This is a genomic window from Malaciobacter marinus (genome assembly GCF_003544855.1).
Lineage (GTDB): Bacteria > Campylobacterota > Campylobacteria > Campylobacterales > Arcobacteraceae > Malaciobacter > Malaciobacter marinus.
Window position 1 is genome coordinate 2851164 of sequence record NZ_CP032101.1, and the last position, 15645, is coordinate 2866808.

Genomic DNA, 15645 nt, shown 5'->3' on the forward strand with positions numbered 1-15645 from the left:
AACTAATAACCATTTTTAGCTAAAAATAGATTTTTACTTCCAAAATTTACTAAAACCATACCAGCAAATTTATTTTTTTTATAGAATTCAACTCTATAAACTTTTCCTTTTTTATCAAGTGAAAATTTTTGCATTATTTCATTTTTTGAAACAAGCAATTCAGACTCATTTTTCTTAGATTTATTTACATATCCAATTATATTTACTCTAATATCTTTTTGAGATTTTACTAAAAAGTCATTTTTTACATTTATAACTGACCCCATATTTATTAGTGATTCTTTTCCATCAATTAATATCTTTGCACTATTCATATCTTTTTCGATATCAAAATAATCAGGTAATAATCTAGCAACTCTTCTATTTCCATAACGAATACTATATAAATTTTCTTTTTTTATTACAGTCATTAAAGGATTACTTACTTTAAAATTTTGTATTTCATCTTTACTTGTTGGGAAATATCCTACAAAATCTCTAATACCCTCTAAAGGTAGATTGATTTTATTATTATAAAAAGATATAGAAATATCATTATCAATTACACTTTTTAATTCTAATGGTTTTAAGTTAAAAGATCTTTTATACTCTATTCCCATAATATCCATATATTTTTCTATTGCTAGAAGATGATAATATGTTCTTTCATGTAAGGGAAGTTTCTTACTAGCTTCATTTCCAAAAGCTGCTTTACCTTTGTTTATAGCAAAATATGTAAGAGTTTTTTCCATTTGTTTATCACCAAGTCGTGTTTTGGTATTTTTTACATGATAAATATCTCGTTTTCTAATCAAATTACTATTTATATGATTACAAACTTTACTTGATATCTCTTCTAGATTGCCATAATTAGATATAGTTAATTTATTTTGGTCAATTATTGAGCTTTGTCCCCATTTATTTTGAGAATAGTTGCTATTTATACTCTTTTTTCTATAAAATCCACTCCCATCATGAAGATTCAATATCAATTTGACTTTATTATCAGTAATATACTCTTTTATTCTTTTTACAGCACCAAAGTCTGGATCATTTTGTGATAGATTAGCAAACTTTCTATTCATATCTCCAAAAGGTCCTCTACTTCTTTTTATAATTGAATAAAAATTTAAATTAGGAACAATCCAAACAGAACCTTTTTTTATCTCATAATGAGTAGCGATTAAAGAAGCAGCCATAAAGCCACCTGGTTCATCCCCTTGTATTCCTCCAATAATAAGAAAAGTATTCTGATTTTCTTGACCTTTTTTTATCAAAGTAAAATCAAATTTTCCAGTATTTGCACTTATTAGTGATGTAAATACTAAAATTAAACTAAATAACCTTAATATGCCAAGGTTCATATCTTACTCCATCCTTATTATTTATTGTATATCTCATCTCAATATATTTTAATTTTCTCATTTGAGAAAACTCTTTTGTTAAGGCAAATCTTGCAGTAAAATTATCATAACCTAAACCTTTTTTACCTACATCAAAATCTGCAATTGAATGATAAGTATATGCAGGAGGAGCTAATGACTTTGAAGCTTTAGTAATATTGCCATCAGTTCTATCTATCTTATCAAGATACAATTTCATTTGCTTTACAATACTTCTTACACCAGAAGTTAATGTAAGTGTATCTCCAATATCTTTTTTCATCTCATTATATGTTTGTTCAGGCTTACCTTTAAATAAATAATGTCCTGTACCAGAAACTTTTATAACTTCTCTATTATTTATAGCTTTTGTAATTTTTTCTGAAACTTTTTTCCCATAAAAGCCATAAGGAGTTGGATTAATATAAAAAATCTTTTCTAAAAAGTCCAACTCTTTTTGCGTAAAATTTTGAATACTATTAGAATATTTTGCATATTTTAGCATCAAATCAAAACTTAATATATTAAAATTACCATATCCAACATATCTTTGTACTTGATAAAGTTTTTTTCTCACTGATTCAAATTGTGCAAAGTCACTTTTTTCTATATATAAATCACTTTTTTTAATAACAGAATCTGCAAGAACTAAAGAATCAACTGCAAAATCTTTACTTGCACTTGATATTATAGGATAAGCAACTGAACTAAATGCAGCTACTTTACAAGAGTTTAAAAAGCTTCTTCTATTCATAATAATTACACTATCATTTTTATATGTTTATGTTCACCTAAAAGTCTATAAAGTTCTTTTCTATCATCTTCATTGTGAACTAATAATTCAAGAGCATAGCTTTTATATTTACCCTTACTACTAACTTTTGATTGTTTTACACTATGTTCTCTATCTTGCAAAACATCTTTCATAATTTCTTTGATATCTTTATCATGATGGCATACTAACTTATATATCCAATTACATGGATAATCAAGCTTTAATGTCTCTTTACTTAAATCAATCAAATATAACTCCTATTATAAATTATCTCTTTCAAAAACACCACTTTTCCCACCACTTTTATGTTCAAGTTGTACGTTTGAAATAATCATTGATTTATCGATAGCTTTTACCATATCATAAATAGTTAATAAGCCTACACTAACACCTGTTAAAGCTTCCATTTCAACACCTGTTTGTCCTGTAAGCTTTGCTGTTACATATAATTTAAATCCTGGTAATGTTGGCATTTCTTCAATATCACAATTTATTCCACTTAAAAGTAAAGGATGACACATAGGAATTAAATCCGATGTCTTCTTTACTCCTTGAATAGCTGCAACTACAGCAGTTTGTAATACTGGACCTTTTTTTGTACTATTTTGTATTATTGCATCAAAAGCTTCTTGGCTCATCGAAATTTGTCCAGAAGCAATAGCAACTCTTGTAGTATCATTTTTATTTGATACATCTACCATTTTAGGTCTATTTTTATCATCTAAATGTGTTAAGTTCAAAATATTAGCCTCTTTTTTTTAATTTATGATTATATCTTAAATTAATTAAATAGGAATTAAGTAAACTTTAAATATAATCACGATTCAAAATTTAAAAAGAAAGTGGGTGATTTTAGTGCCAGGCATTAAAGTTAAAGATAGTGAATCATTTGACGAAGCATACAGAAGGTTTAAGAAACAATGTGATAGAAATCTTATTGTTACTGAAACTAGAGCTAGAAGATTTTTTGAACCAATGACAGAGATCAGAAAAAAACAAAAAATTAACGCTAGAAAGAAAATGCTTAAGAGATTATACATGCTTAGAAGATACGAATCTAGGCTGTAGTATTTCGCTATTTCCGAATAAAAAAAGGTCAGTTATTTTAACTGGCCTTTTTTTTATGTATAAAAACTAAGTAAAGATAATATAAAAACTGGTCCTACAATAGCAGCGACCAAACCTATAAAAATAAAATCCTTTGAATTTAACTTTCCAGTTGAAAAAGCTATTGCATTTGGTGGAGTTGATACAGGAAGTATCATAGCACAAGAAGCACATAATGCAACAGAAATAACCACATAAGATACTATACTTTCTCCCATTGAACTAACTAAAGCCACAATTAACGGAAGCATAATATTAGTTGCAGCTGTGTTACTCATAAAATTAGAAACCCAAATTACTATCATTGAAAATAAACAGACAATTAAAAAAAGATTTAGATTTTGTAAATTTATTTGTAATCCTAGCCATTCATCAAGACCTGTTTTAACTACCCCAGAACCTAAAGCTAAACCACCAATAATTAAAATAATAACATCCCAACGAATCTCTTTAATATCATCACTAGTAATAATCCCAAAAATTGTAAAAATTACAATTGGGAACAAAGCAACAACAGTAGTAGGGACAAGATGCAAAGGCCCAGTTAACCATAATAAAATTGTAATTATAAATACTAATATTACTAAACTTTTTTTCCAACTAGGAATTGTTGGAATTTTGGAAAAATCTGTTGTAGAGTCATCATAATGTGATATTTTTTTAATTTTATCAATATTAATTATTTTTTCTGTTGATGCATACTTTTTTAATATTACCCATCTAAGAATTAAAAGAATTAATATCCCAGGAGGTAAAGCCATAACCATCCATTCTAAAAATGACGGTGCATTATCACCTAAGATACCAACTGCAATTGCATTTGGGGGTGTTCCTATAATTGTTCCCATACCTCCAAGATTTGCAGCAACTACAATAGCTAATATAATTCCTTTTTGAAAAGGATTATTCTCTTTCATATTTTTTAATATTGGTACAAGCATAGTCATCATCATAGCTGCTGTTGCAGTATTTGAAATAAACATTGACAAAACAAATGTTGTAAGCATTAAGCCTGTTAATACACTATTGGGAGAATTTCCAAAGAATAATAGTACTTTTTTTGCAAGCCACAAATCAAGTTTTGTTTTACTTGCTGCTATTGCTAAAATAAATCCAGCTAAAAATAAAAATATCAAAGGTGAAGACCATGGTTTTAAATAGTATAACCACTCTTTTGAATTAGAATCAAAATTTAAATCAGGATATCCCAATAAAAGTATTTCTAAAGCTATAATCAAAAAAGATACTGCAAATGATGGTATTGCACCTGTAATCCACAAAAAAGCCGAAAATGACAAGATAAACAACATTGAACATGCTTCACTACTTAAAGCTTCATATGAAGGAACATATGCTATTAAAAATGAAACTAAAAAAGATATTAAAAATCTACTAACTGCATGTTTAATTGAAAAATTAATTTTACGAAGTTGGAACTGTTTGCCTAACATTATATATATAATCCTTAAAATGTAAAAAATGATTATATAATATAAAGCTTATAAAAATGTAATAATTTATAAAATTAAAACAAATCTTTACAAGATAGAAAAAAAACATTACTATTAAGCTAAATTAAGAGACATATGTATATACTAAAAGAAAAATTATTGGATAAATTTATGATATCAAAAAACTTTATATTATTTGCGTTAATTGCAAGCTTCTTTTTCATTGGATATATTTTTCAAAACTATTTAATGGGAATAATAGTTGGAGGAATTTTAGCAATTGCTACACGACCCATTTATGATATATTAATGAGAAAATCAAATTTTTCTTATAAAAAAAGTCTAATCTCAATTTTTTTAACATTGTGCCTATTCTTATTTGTATTTTTACCTCTTATTTACTTTGTAGGACTTTCATACCAATTTATTCCTAGTATTAATGCAGATCAATCTATGCAATATATAAAAAATTTAGTTGGATATTTAAAAAGTCTTCCTGAACCTTTTGATATTTTTCAAGAATCTATCAATGCAATATTAGGTGAATTTGATATATTAAATGTAGATATTACTATGGTTAAATCATTATTAAATAATATTGCACAATTTTTTTGGAAGATTAATGGCATAATATATCAATTCTTCTTGATTTTATTTTTTTATTTTCTTTTTAATATTTATGGTTATAAACTTTTTATATTAGCAACTAGATTACTTCCTATGATAAAAAAATTTAAAAGAACTCTTTTCAATGAATTAAGTAATACAATTTCATCAGTATTTTTTGGAACAATATTTAGCATGATTACACAAGGTATAGCTTTTGGATTATTTTTATATATTACTACAGATTATGATGCTTTTTACTTTGGAATGGCAGCTGGTTTTATGACAGCTATACCTATTGTAGGAACATATTTAATAGCTTTTCCTATTGCAATTGTTGAATTACTTAATCAAAATTATCTTTTTTCAATCATTATTGTTCTATTTACAATAGTTATTATGTCTGGATTAATTGATAACCTTTTACGTCTTGTTTTCATGAAATATATCAATAAAAAGTTTTCATTGCATTATTCATTAACTGAACTATTTATATTATTAGCCATGTTAGCTGGTATTGGAGTATTTGGAGGATGGGGTATTATCATTGCCCCTGCAATTTTAAGCCTTTGTGTTGGATTAATAAATATTTATATAAAATCTCACATTTCAAATACTTCTTATAAAGACAAAAAACTCAAGACTTAGTTTTTTTTGTCTTTAATAGGAAAAATCAAATGATGTGGTTTTTTAAATATTTCAATAACTAATAGTTTAAAAAAAGAAAATAAATTACCAAAATATGCTTCCCTTGAAAGTAAAGATACTTTTAAAGCTAATGAAAAACTAATAGTTAAATTTACAAATCCAATCATAAGTACACAAATAAAATAGAATAAAAATTCACTAATTGAAATATCGATATGCATTGAAGCATATCCTAAATATGCAGTAGAAAAGGCAACATGACGTATATCTAATGGCAAGTTAAATATATACCCAAGAAAAGGTGTAATTCCTAAAAGAACTCCAAAAAAGAAGTTTCCTGCAATTGCACCATGATGATTATGTAAATAATTTGCAAACTTTTCTCTTTTTTTATTTTTAAGTAGTTTTTTAAGTAATGGATGATGATAATATCTAGATTTTAACTCCAATAAATCAGCACGATTATCAAAATATCCAGAAATTAAACCTGAACAAAAAAGCCAAACTCCTGCAATTGCTGCAAAGAAAAAAGCAGAAAAGGGTTTTAGACCATCTAAGTAGTATTCAACTTCATTTGCATCTAAAACTACACTATTATTGCTAATAAAGTAAAAAGATATAAGAAAAGCTAACAATAAAGCAAAAGTTACATTTCCAGCAACAGCTGCAAATTGTGAACGAATTACTTGAAAAATAAGTGAAACAAGTTTATTTTGATTTGCCTTTCTTCCATCATCTTTGTCTATGGCTTCTGCAAAAGTAGATGCAGTCATAGCAGGTTGCTTTGTTGCAACAGTAAACCCAAATAAATGTATAATTACAAATCCTAAGCCATAATTTAAACTAATAAAAAATGTTTCAAAAGAATAAGAAAAATTACTTTGCATAATATTTATTTTAATTAGTGCCATTATTGCAATAATTATTCCAGCACCACTAGCTTTTAAAAACATTTTTATATAATCCTTAACATTATTTGTAATATAATGCTCTCCATGTTCACTTGTATTATTTGTAATACTTTTTGATATAATTTTTATACTTTGCTCATAAAGTTCATACAATGAGTTTTTTGTAGCATTTTTTATTATAGACTCTTTAAATAATTCCACAAGAGAAATATGAAATTTATTTGTATCAAAACTTTTTATTAAACCTAAAATATAATCCAATCTTCTTATTATTTGAGTCAATCTTTCTAGTTCATATGTTAAATCAATTGAGATACCATGATTAATAGATTTTTTCTTAAACAATAAAACTTGCTTATTACATTGTTCAATTAATACATCTATATGTTCAAAATCTTTTTTAATAGAGTTTATATTTACATTTTCAAGTTGTAACTTATGTATTAAATCACTTAAATCCCTTTGTAATGAGATAAATACAGAGTCTCTATTTAAAAGTTTTTTATCCAAACGAAGAAAATTATCATCAAACTCTTCTGATGCAATCCATATAGATAAAATCTCAGCTGCATAAATCAATTCCCAATAAATATGATTTTTTAGTCTTTCAGTATACTTATGACTTATTAATATAGAAGAAAAAAACTCTGTCCATTTTTCATTATCTATTTTATTCACCCATTTATAATCATTCTTTTTATTAAATAACGTTGCAAAAATATATCTAAAATCTCCCTTCTTAGGAGGATTAGGTAAAAACTTATTATAAAATCTATTTCTTATTTCATAACTAAATCCATTTTTAGAAAGAATACCTAAATTAACAATATTTGTAGAAACTTTTGATTCTATTAACAATAAATTTATTTCATTAGATATTGTTAAAGCAAGATTATCACTTTTTTTAAAAAAATCTATTATCATATCTATTTTATGTAAACTATCATCTATTTCATTAAACTTACTTGGTCTAATAAAATTCACAATTAAACTAAGTTTATCAACAATATCTATTTGTTTATCATTTATATTATCTAAAAGATTTAAAAAATCATTTTCCAAAAAAGCAACCTCAATTATAAATTAAATAATAGTATAGCAAAAAAGAAACAATAAATAAAAAAGAAAGGTAAACTAGTAAGGAAAATATAAAGTAAAAAATATAGGATAAAAAAAGCGGGTAAAAAAAAAGCCCATAACTAAGATAACTGAAAAAAGTTAAAATAGATAAGGGCTTAAAAAAACTCAAGAGCTGGCAGAGGCCTACGTTTCCACACCTGAAAGGTGCAGTATTATCAGCGCAGAAGTGCTTGACTTCCAGGTTCGGTATGGATCTGGGTATTTCCACTTCGCTATATCCACCAGCAATATGAGTATACAATGAATTTTATTATTCACTCTATACTCATATTTTGAGTATATTAATGTTAAAGTCTCTTTGAACACAACTTTAGTAAACTTAATAAGATAGTAAACCAAGTATAATAATAAGCCGAACGATCTATTAGTACTAGTCAGCTAAACATATTTCTATGCTTACACATCTAGCCTATCAACCAGTTAGTCTTACTGGGATCTTCAGGGAAAGTTCATCTTGAAGTTGGCTTCGAGCTTAGATGCTTTCAGCTCTTATCTCATCCGTACGTAGCTACCCAACGATGCTCTTGGCAGAACAATTGGTACACCAGTGGTACGTTCATCCCGGTCCTCTCGTACTAGGGACAAATCTTCTCAACTTTCCTACGCCCACGGAAGATAGGGACCGAACTGTCTCACGACGTTCTGAACCCAGCTCGCGTACCGCTTTAAATGGCGAACAGCCATACCCTTGGGACCTGCTCCAGCCCCAGGATGCGATGAGCCGACATCGAGGTGCCAAACCTCCCCGTCGATGTGAGCTCTTGGGGGAGATCAGCCTGTTATCCCCGGCGTACCTTTTATCCTTTGAGCGATGGCCCTTCCACTCAGAACCACCGGATCACTATGACCGACTTTCGTCTCTGCTCGAGTTGTCTCTCTCACAGTCAAGCTAGTTTATGCCATTATACTCATCAGGCGATTTCCATCCGCCTTGAACTAACCTTTGTAAGCCTCCGTTACTTTTTAGGAGGCGACCGCCCCAGTCAAACTACCCACCAGACATTGTCCTGATACAAGTTTATTGTACGCAGTTAGTAACTCAAATATTCAAGGGTGGTATCTCAAGGGTGGCTCATACTCTACTTGCGTCTAGTAATCAAAGCCTCCCACCTATCCTGCACATGAATATCCAAGCTACAGTGTCAAGCTGTAGTAAAGGTGCACGGGGTCTTTCCGTCTTTCCGCGGGTAGGAGGAATTTTCACCTCCACTACAATTTCACTGGATCCCTGGTTGAGACAGCTCCCATCTCGTTACGCCATTCATGCAGGTCGGTATTTAACCGACAAGGAATTTCGCTACCTTAGGACCGTTATAGTTACGGCCGCCGTTTACTCGGGCTTCGATCAAATGCTTCGCTTACGCTTACATCATCAATTAACCTTCGAGCACCGGGCAGGCGTCACACCTTATACATCCACTTACGTGTTAGCAAAGTGCTGTGTTTTTGGTAAACAGTCGGGAGGGACTCTTTGTTGCAACCTCTTTAGCTTTTGAGAGTAAATCTCTATACCAAAGTAGGCACACCTTATACCGAAGATACGGTGCTAGTTTGCAGAGTTCCTTAACCAGGGTTCTTCCACGCGCCTTAGAATACTCATCCCACCTACCTGTGTCGGTTTGCGGTACGGGCAACAATTAATATACTTAGTGGCTTTTCTTGGCACGACAGTATCATCGATTCTAAACGCTCTCCGAAGAGATTGTTCAGCCTGTTAGATCTCGGTCTCGTGATACCCGGATTTACCTAAGTATCAACCTACGTCCTTCGACCCACTATTCCATCAGTGAGCTCGATTAACTCTATGCGTCCCCACATCGCGCTTAATTGTTGGTATTGGAATATTAACCAATTTTCCATCGTCTACCCCTTTCGGACTCGACTTAGGACCCGACTAACCCTACGATGACGAGCATCGCGTAGGAAACCTTGGGTTTTCGGCGTTAAGGATTCTCACCTTAATTATCGCTACTCATGCCTGCATGCTCACTTCTATCCGCTCCACTGCTCCTTACCGGTACAGCTTCGACGCTGAATAGAACGCTCTCCTACCACTCATAATAAATTATGAATCTAAAGCTTCGGTGTACATCTTAGCCCCGTTATATTTTCCGCGCAGAATCACTAGACCAGTGAGCTGTTACGCTTTCTTTAAAGGATGGCTGCTTCTAAGCCAACCTCCTGGTTGTCACAGTAACTCCACATCGTTTTCCACTTAGATGTAACTTTGGGACCTTAGCTGTTAGTCTGGGTTGTTCCCCTCTCGACATAGGATTTTATCACCCTACGCCTGACTCCCTAGCTTGCACATGTAGTATTCGAAGTTTGATAGGGTTTGGTACCGCGGTAAGCAGCCCTAGCCCATTCAGTGCTCTACCCCTACATGCTACTACTAGAGGCTATACCTAAATATATTTCGGAGAGAACCAGCTATCACGAAGTTTGATTGGCCTTTCACCCCTATCCACAGGTCATCCGGGGGCTTTTCAACGCCCATCGGTTCGGTCCTCCACTGGCTCTTACACCAGCTTCAACCTGCCCATGGATAGATCACTTCGTTTCGGGTCTGCAGCATCTGACTATTTCGCCTTTTAAGACTCGCTTTCGCTACGGCTTCGTACTTGACTTAACCTTGCCAGATACCACAACTCGCAGGCTCATTATGCAAAAGGCAGTCCATCACCCTGTGAATAAATTCACATAGGGCTCTGAATGATTGTAAGCTAATGGTTTCAGGTTCTATTTCACTCTCCTCGCTGGAGTACTTTTCACCTTTCCCTCACGGTACTTGTTCACTATCGATCTGTAAGTAGTATTTAGGGTTGGAGGGTGGTCCCCCCGGATTCAGACAAAATATCACGTGTTCCGTCCTACTCAGGATACCATTAGAGCTATTGATAATTTTGTATACAGGAGTTTCACCTTCTTTGCTATACCTTTCCAGATATCTCTACTATTATCTTTAGTCTCATATTATGGTCCTTCAACCCCCTATGCAAGCATAGGGTTTGCCCTGCTCCCATTTCGCTCGCCGCTACTTTGGGAATCTCTTTTGATTTCTCTTCCTATGGTTACTGAGATGTTTCACTTCACCACGTTAGCCCCCATTGCTGGGTAATATATATCTCTATATACTGGGTTGTCCCATTCGGATATTCACGAATCAATGCTTCTTGACAGCTCCTCGTGACTTTTCGCAGTCTAGTACGTCCTTCTTCGCCTCTTACAGTCTAGGCATCCACCATTAGCCCTTAATAGCTTATTTTTTTAATTAGATCTTACTCTAACCTTTTTTGATAATTATTCCTTGGCTACTATCTTATTAAATTTAATAAAATAGTTGTGTTCTTCTTCTTTTCTTGAAATTGCTTTCTTTTCTTAGAAAAATTTTTGACTTTAACATTATATTTTTAAATAACTCTTTAATCTTCTCATCTCTGAAAAAATTAAATATAAATTCAATCTTCATTGAACTTATATTTAACTTCTTCTTATTTGTTGGTGGAGAATAGCGGGATCGAACCGCTGACCTCCTGCGTGCAAGGCAGGCGCTCTCCCAGCTGAGCTAATTCCCCAACTTTTTAATCTCTTCTTTTAAGATTATTTAATCATGGTGGGCCTACCAGGACTTGAACCTGGGACCTCACGATTATCAGTCGAGCGCTCTAGCCAGCTGAGCTATAGGCCCTCTCACCTATCTTTTAAATAACCTTTATAAACTGAATATATATTGACTTTTTGATTAAGAGTTTTGACTCTCTTAATCTTTTCTCTGAAAGGAGGTGATCCAACCGCAGGTTCTCCTACGGTTACCTTGTTACGACTTCACCCCAGTCGCTAATTCCACTGTGGAGGGTAGCTATCTTAGCATCCCCGCTTCGAGTGAAATCAACTCCCATGGTGTGACGGGCGGTGAGTACAAGACCCGGGAACGTATTCACCGTAGCATTGCTGATCTACGATTACTAGCGATTCCAACTTCATGTAGTCGAGTTGCAGACTACAATCCGAACTGGGAGGTATTTTTTAGATTTGCTCCACATCACTGTATCGCTGCTCTTTGTATACCCCATTGTAGCACGTGTGTAGCCCTGGTCGTAAGGGCCATGATGACTTGACGTCGTCCTCACCTTCCTCCTACTTGCGTAGGCAGTCTCATTAGAGTTCTCACCCGAAGTGTTAGCAACTAATGACGAGGGTTGCGCTCGTTGCGGGACTTAACCCAACATCTCACGACACGAGCTGACGACAGCCGTGCAGCACCTGTATATAAGTTTCTGCAAGCAGACACCCATCTATCTCTAAATGGTTCTTACTATGTCAAGACCAGGTAAGGTTCTTCGCGTATCGTCGAATTAAACCACATGCTCCACCGCTTGTGCGGGTCCCCGTCTATTCCTTTGAGTTTTAATCTTGCGACCGTACTCCCCAGGCGGTACACTTAATGTGTTAACTGCATTACTGCTATGTCGAGCATAGCAACAACTAGTGTACATCGTTTAGGGCGTGGACTACCAGGGTATCTAATCCTGTTTGCTCCCCACGCTTTCGCGTCTCAGCGTCAGTTATGTTCCAGTAGATCGCCTTCGCAATCGGTATTCCTTCTGATCTCTACGGATTTTACCCCTACACCAGAAATTCCATCTACCTCTCCCATACTCTAGATAGACAGTTTCAAAAGCAGTTCAATAGTTAAGCTATTGGATTTCACTTCTGACTTATCTATCCGCCTACACGCTCTTTACGCCCAGTGATTCCGAGTAACGCTTGCACCCTCCGTATTACCGCGGCTGCTGGCACGGAGTTAGCCGGTGCTTATTCATATAATACCGTCATTATCTTCTTATATAAAAGGAGTTTACGCACCGAAATGTGTCATCCTCCACGCGGCGTTGCTGCATCAGGGTTTCCCCCATTGTGCAATATTCCCCACTGCTGCCTCCCGTAGGAGTCTGGACCGTGTCTCAGTTCCAGTGTGACTGATCATCCTCTCAAACCAGTTAAGCGTCATTGACTTGGTGAGCCATTACCTCACCAACTATCTGATACTGTACAGGCCGATCTTCAAGCTATAAATATTTCCCTTTCATACTTTTGTATTAAAGGCATATGGGGTCTTAGCAGACGTTTCCATCTGTTATCCCCCTCTTGAAGGCACGTTACCTATATATTACTCACCCGTGCGCCACTTAGCTGACAGATTAGCAAGCTAATCCCGTTCTCGTTCGACTTGCATGTGTTAAGCACGCCGCCAGCGTTCACTCTGAGCCAGGATCAAACTCTCCATAAAGTGTTTGTTCTCTGACTAATTATGTATTTCTATACAAAATTAATTACTCATTGTTTTATCATACTTTTTTGTATGATATTATAGACGAAGAATTTGTATTCTTCTTTTTTTTCTTGTCATATATATATTCAGTTTATAAAAGTTACTTCTCTTACAAACTTACTTTGTGTTAAAGAACTCAATCCCTTCTTCAGCTCTCAATCTCTTGTTTGCCTCAGCGAATTTGGACGGGAATTATAGACAAATTCTTTCCCTTTGTCAAGGGTTTAGTCTTAATTTTGGCTTAAATTTTTGAGGTTTTACCTATATTTTTTGCTTTCTCTATATTTTATGGGGTTTATTTATAGTATGATAGTTTTATTTTCTTTAATTGTTAATATTTCATTTACATTTATTATGTATTATATCAATAGTGTAATGTAATAGTATGTTATTTAAAGATAATATTAAGCATAACATATTAGAATTTCATTACTACATAATATAAGAATTAAACAAAGGATTAAAGATGTATAATAGAGATTATCTAGAACAATCTCAAAAAAATACAGCTCAAGACTCATCAAGAGTTGAGATAATGAGCTTTTTAAAAGCTACATATCAATTATTTGCGGGATCACTTTTAGCAGCAACTGCTGGAGCATATATTGGACTTGATATAGTTTCAATAATTGCCGGACCAGTAATGTGGATATTATTTGCAATTGAATTAGGATTAATTTTCTTTGTTATTCCTAGAGTTAAACACACTCCAGGTGTAAACTTAGCAGTACTATTTGCATTTACATTTATTACTGGGTTAACAATCGCTCCATTATTAACTGCAATATTTGCAATGCCAGGTGGTGCATCAATTGTTGGTCAAGCATTTTTAATGACATCAGTAGCTTTTGGTGGGATTTCAATGTTTGCAATGACAACAAGAAGAGATTTCTCTTCAATGGGTAAATTTTTATTTATTGCATTAATTATAATGATTGTTGCTGGTATTTCTAATATCTTCATTCAATCATCAATGTTTCAATTAGTAATTGCAAGTGCAGGAGCACTTCTTTTCTCAGCATTCATTCTTTATGATACACAAAATATCATAAGAGGTGGATATGATTCACCTGTTGAAGCTGCATTGTCACTATATTTAGATTTCTTTAATCTGTTTATATCTTTACTACAGATTTTAGGTATTATGAATAGTGATGACTAGATACTAACTCCTTTTGGAGTTAGTATTATACTACTATATATAAATTATGAAAAAAAATAATCTAAGACTTATTGATGCTAATCTAAATAGATTAAGAGAGGGTATTAGAGTTGTAGAAGATATCTTTCGATATATCTATGATGATAAAATAACTGCTTCTAAATTAAAAGAGTTAAGACATCAAAGTAGAATTGATAATTATAAAGATTTACTTCAGTCTCGTGATATTAAAAATGATGTTTTAAAAAAATCAACAAACAGTGAACAAAATAGAAAAAACCTAGAATCAATACTTATTGCAAATTTTAAGCGTGCACAAGAGAGCGCTAGAGTATTAGAAGAGTTTTGTAAATTAGTTTCTAGTAAAGATAGTGAAAACTTTAAATATATTAGATATGAACTTTATGACTTAGAGATTGTTCTAACAAATATTACTTCAAACTCTAAGTAGTTTAAATTATACTCTTTATACAATTTTTTTGCATCTTTAAAAGATAAAGAGCTATCTCCACTTACTCCTGAATTTTTAATATAATCAAACATCTCTTTTTTATTATCAAACTCTAAATTATAAGTATATTTCTCAAATTCACAATCAAAACTATTTAAAAATGCCTTTTTTATACTCTCTTCATTTAATATTGGTGATTTTTTATTTGTTATTTTTTGAATGCTTTTAAAAGTATTTGAAGTAAAAAGTACTGCATTTATATTATTTGTAGATTCTGCAAGTTTTGATACAAGTTTTGGTAGATTTTTTGACCATTGTAAAGCAGATGCAGATACAACTGTATCAAACTTATAATTTTTTAAAAAATCAAAAAATTCATCAGTATCAAAATCAAAACACTCAACTTTTACTTTTTTATTTCGTGGATGAAGCTTGCACATTGAAGAAGCAAAGTCAACTGCACAATAAAAATCCACTTCCCAATCAATATTTTTATAAACTTGGCCTGAACCACAACCTAACTCTAAAATAGTTTTAGGCATACTGTTTATATCTCTAATTAATGCTTTTGCAATGATTTGTTGAATAATATTATTGTTATTATAATTTTTTGCATGTTTTGTAAATTCATTTTGTACAGACATATAAAATTTTATCTCTTTTAAAGTTTATTATTTAGATTTTTTTGCATTTTAGCTATA

General features: G+C 32.2%; 11 protein-coding genes, 2 tRNA genes and 3 rRNA genes. 4 read left to right on the forward strand and 12 right to left on the reverse strand.

Annotated features, from left to right (window positions below; genetic code table 11):
* Positions 1-2: 2 nt before the first annotated feature.
* From AMRN_RS13720 to moaC, 4 genes are read right to left on the reverse strand one after another with little or no spacing between them, the layout of a single operon-like run.
* Complete coding sequence (locus AMRN_RS13720; protein WP_099312216.1) at positions 3-1343, reverse strand: M99 family carboxypeptidase catalytic domain-containing protein; 1341 nt, start codon at positions 1341-1343, stop codon at positions 3-5.
* The gene (locus tag AMRN_RS13725; protein WP_099312214.1) at positions 1315-2115 is read right to left on the reverse strand and encodes a M15 family metallopeptidase; all 801 of its coding nucleotides are present in this window, start codon (positions 2113-2115) and stop codon (positions 1315-1317) included. The genes AMRN_RS13720 and AMRN_RS13725 overlap by 29 nt, the downstream gene beginning before the upstream one ends.
* 5 nt (positions 2116-2120) lie before the next feature.
* Positions 2121-2384 carry an HP0495 family protein gene (locus tag AMRN_RS13730; RefSeq protein WP_079577623.1) on the reverse strand — a complete coding sequence of 88 codons (264 nt, stop codon included), beginning with the start codon at positions 2382-2384 and terminating at the stop codon, positions 2121-2123.
* Between the two features lie 12 nt (positions 2385-2396).
* The gene (gene moaC / locus AMRN_RS13735) at positions 2397-2876 is read right to left on the reverse strand and encodes a cyclic pyranopterin monophosphate synthase MoaC (protein WP_079577624.1); all 480 of its coding nucleotides are present in this window, start codon (positions 2874-2876) and stop codon (positions 2397-2399) included.
* A gap of 115 nt (positions 2877-2991) precedes the next feature.
* Here moaC and rpsU point away from each other — a divergent pair, with 115 nt between their 5' ends.
* The gene (gene rpsU / locus AMRN_RS13740) at positions 2992-3204 is read left to right on the forward strand and encodes a 30S ribosomal protein S21 (protein ID WP_071628030.1); all 213 of its coding nucleotides are present in this window, start codon (positions 2992-2994) and stop codon (positions 3202-3204) included.
* A gap of 53 nt (positions 3205-3257) precedes the next feature.
* Here rpsU and AMRN_RS13745 read toward each other — a convergent pair whose 3' ends face one another.
* Positions 3258-4694 carry an SLC13 family permease gene (locus AMRN_RS13745; protein WP_079577625.1) on the reverse strand — a complete coding sequence of 479 codons (1437 nt, stop codon included), beginning with the start codon at positions 4692-4694 and terminating at the stop codon, positions 3258-3260.
* 135 nt (positions 4695-4829) lie between these two features.
* On the opposite strand from AMRN_RS13745, the gene AMRN_RS13750 reads away from it, so the two are divergent.
* Complete coding sequence (locus tag AMRN_RS13750; protein WP_099312212.1) at positions 4830-5948, forward strand: AI-2E family transporter; 1119 nt, start codon at positions 4830-4832, stop codon at positions 5946-5948.
* On the opposite strand, the gene AMRN_RS13755 is transcribed toward AMRN_RS13750, so the two are convergent.
* The 6 genes from AMRN_RS13755 to AMRN_RS13780 form a co-directional block, all read right to left on the reverse strand.
* Complete coding sequence (locus AMRN_RS13755) at positions 5945-7921, reverse strand: site-specific recombinase (protein WP_165772859.1); 1977 nt, start codon at positions 7919-7921, stop codon at positions 5945-5947. The genes AMRN_RS13750 and AMRN_RS13755 overlap by 4 nt on opposite strands.
* A gap of 188 nt (positions 7922-8109) precedes the next feature.
* Positions 8110-8225: ribosomal RNA gene (gene rrf / locus AMRN_RS13760) — 5S ribosomal RNA — on the reverse strand.
* Positions 8226-8342: 117 nt separating this feature from the next.
* A 23S ribosomal RNA gene (locus AMRN_RS13765) occupies positions 8343-11264 on the reverse strand.
* A gap of 234 nt (positions 11265-11498) precedes the next feature.
* Positions 11499-11574: transfer RNA gene (locus tag AMRN_RS13770), tRNA-Ala, on the reverse strand.
* Positions 11575-11610: 36 nt separating this feature from the next.
* Positions 11611-11687, reverse strand: a tRNA-Ile gene (locus AMRN_RS13775).
* Positions 11688-11774: 87 nt separating this feature from the next.
* A 16S ribosomal RNA gene (locus tag AMRN_RS13780) occupies positions 11775-13289 on the reverse strand.
* The 16S, 23S and 5S rRNA genes sit together here with 2 tRNA genes alongside, the layout of an rRNA operon.
* 508 nt (positions 13290-13797) lie before the next feature.
* Here AMRN_RS13780 and AMRN_RS13785 point away from each other — a divergent pair.
* Both AMRN_RS13785 and AMRN_RS13790 read left to right on the forward strand, forming a co-directional pair.
* The gene (locus AMRN_RS13785) at positions 13798-14493 is read left to right on the forward strand and encodes a Bax inhibitor-1/YccA family protein (RefSeq protein ID WP_099309947.1); all 696 of its coding nucleotides are present in this window, start codon (positions 13798-13800) and stop codon (positions 14491-14493) included.
* 46 nt (positions 14494-14539) lie between these two features.
* On the forward strand, positions 14540-14944 hold the full coding sequence (locus tag AMRN_RS13790; protein ID WP_191282142.1) for a thiamine-phosphate pyrophosphorylase: 405 nt from the start codon (positions 14540-14542) through the stop codon (positions 14942-14944).
* On the opposite strand, the gene AMRN_RS13795 is transcribed toward AMRN_RS13790, so the two are convergent.
* Positions 14896-15588 (reverse strand): methyltransferase, encoded by a 693-nt coding sequence (locus AMRN_RS13795; RefSeq protein ID WP_099309945.1) that lies wholly within the window; start codon positions 15586-15588, stop codon positions 14896-14898. The genes AMRN_RS13790 and AMRN_RS13795 overlap by 49 nt on opposite strands.
* Positions 15589-15645 lie beyond the last annotated feature (57 nt).

Coding starts and splice junctions, on each gene's coding strand:
- AMRN_RS13720 (WP_099312216.1), bottom strand. CDS start 1,343: ATGAACCTTGGCATATTAAGGTTATTTAGTTTAATTTTAGTATTTACA.
- AMRN_RS13725 (WP_099312214.1), bottom strand. CDS start 2,115: ATGAATAGAAGAAGCTTTTTAAACTCTTGTAAAGTAGCTGCATTTAGT.
- AMRN_RS13745 (WP_079577625.1), bottom strand. CDS start 4,694: ATGTTAGGCAAACAGTTCCAACTTCGTAAAATTAATTTTTCAATTAAA.
- AMRN_RS13750 (WP_099312212.1), top strand. CDS start 4,830: ATGTATATACTAAAAGAAAAATTATTGGATAAATTTATGATATCAAAA.
- AMRN_RS13785 (WP_099309947.1), top strand. CDS start 13,798: ATGTATAATAGAGATTATCTAGAACAATCTCAAAAAAATACAGCTCAA.
- AMRN_RS13790 (WP_191282142.1), top strand. CDS start 14,540: ATGAAAAAAAATAATCTAAGACTTATTGATGCTAATCTAAATAGATTA.
- AMRN_RS13795 (WP_099309945.1), bottom strand. CDS start 15,588: ATGTCTGTACAAAATGAATTTACAAAACATGCAAAAAATTATAATAAC.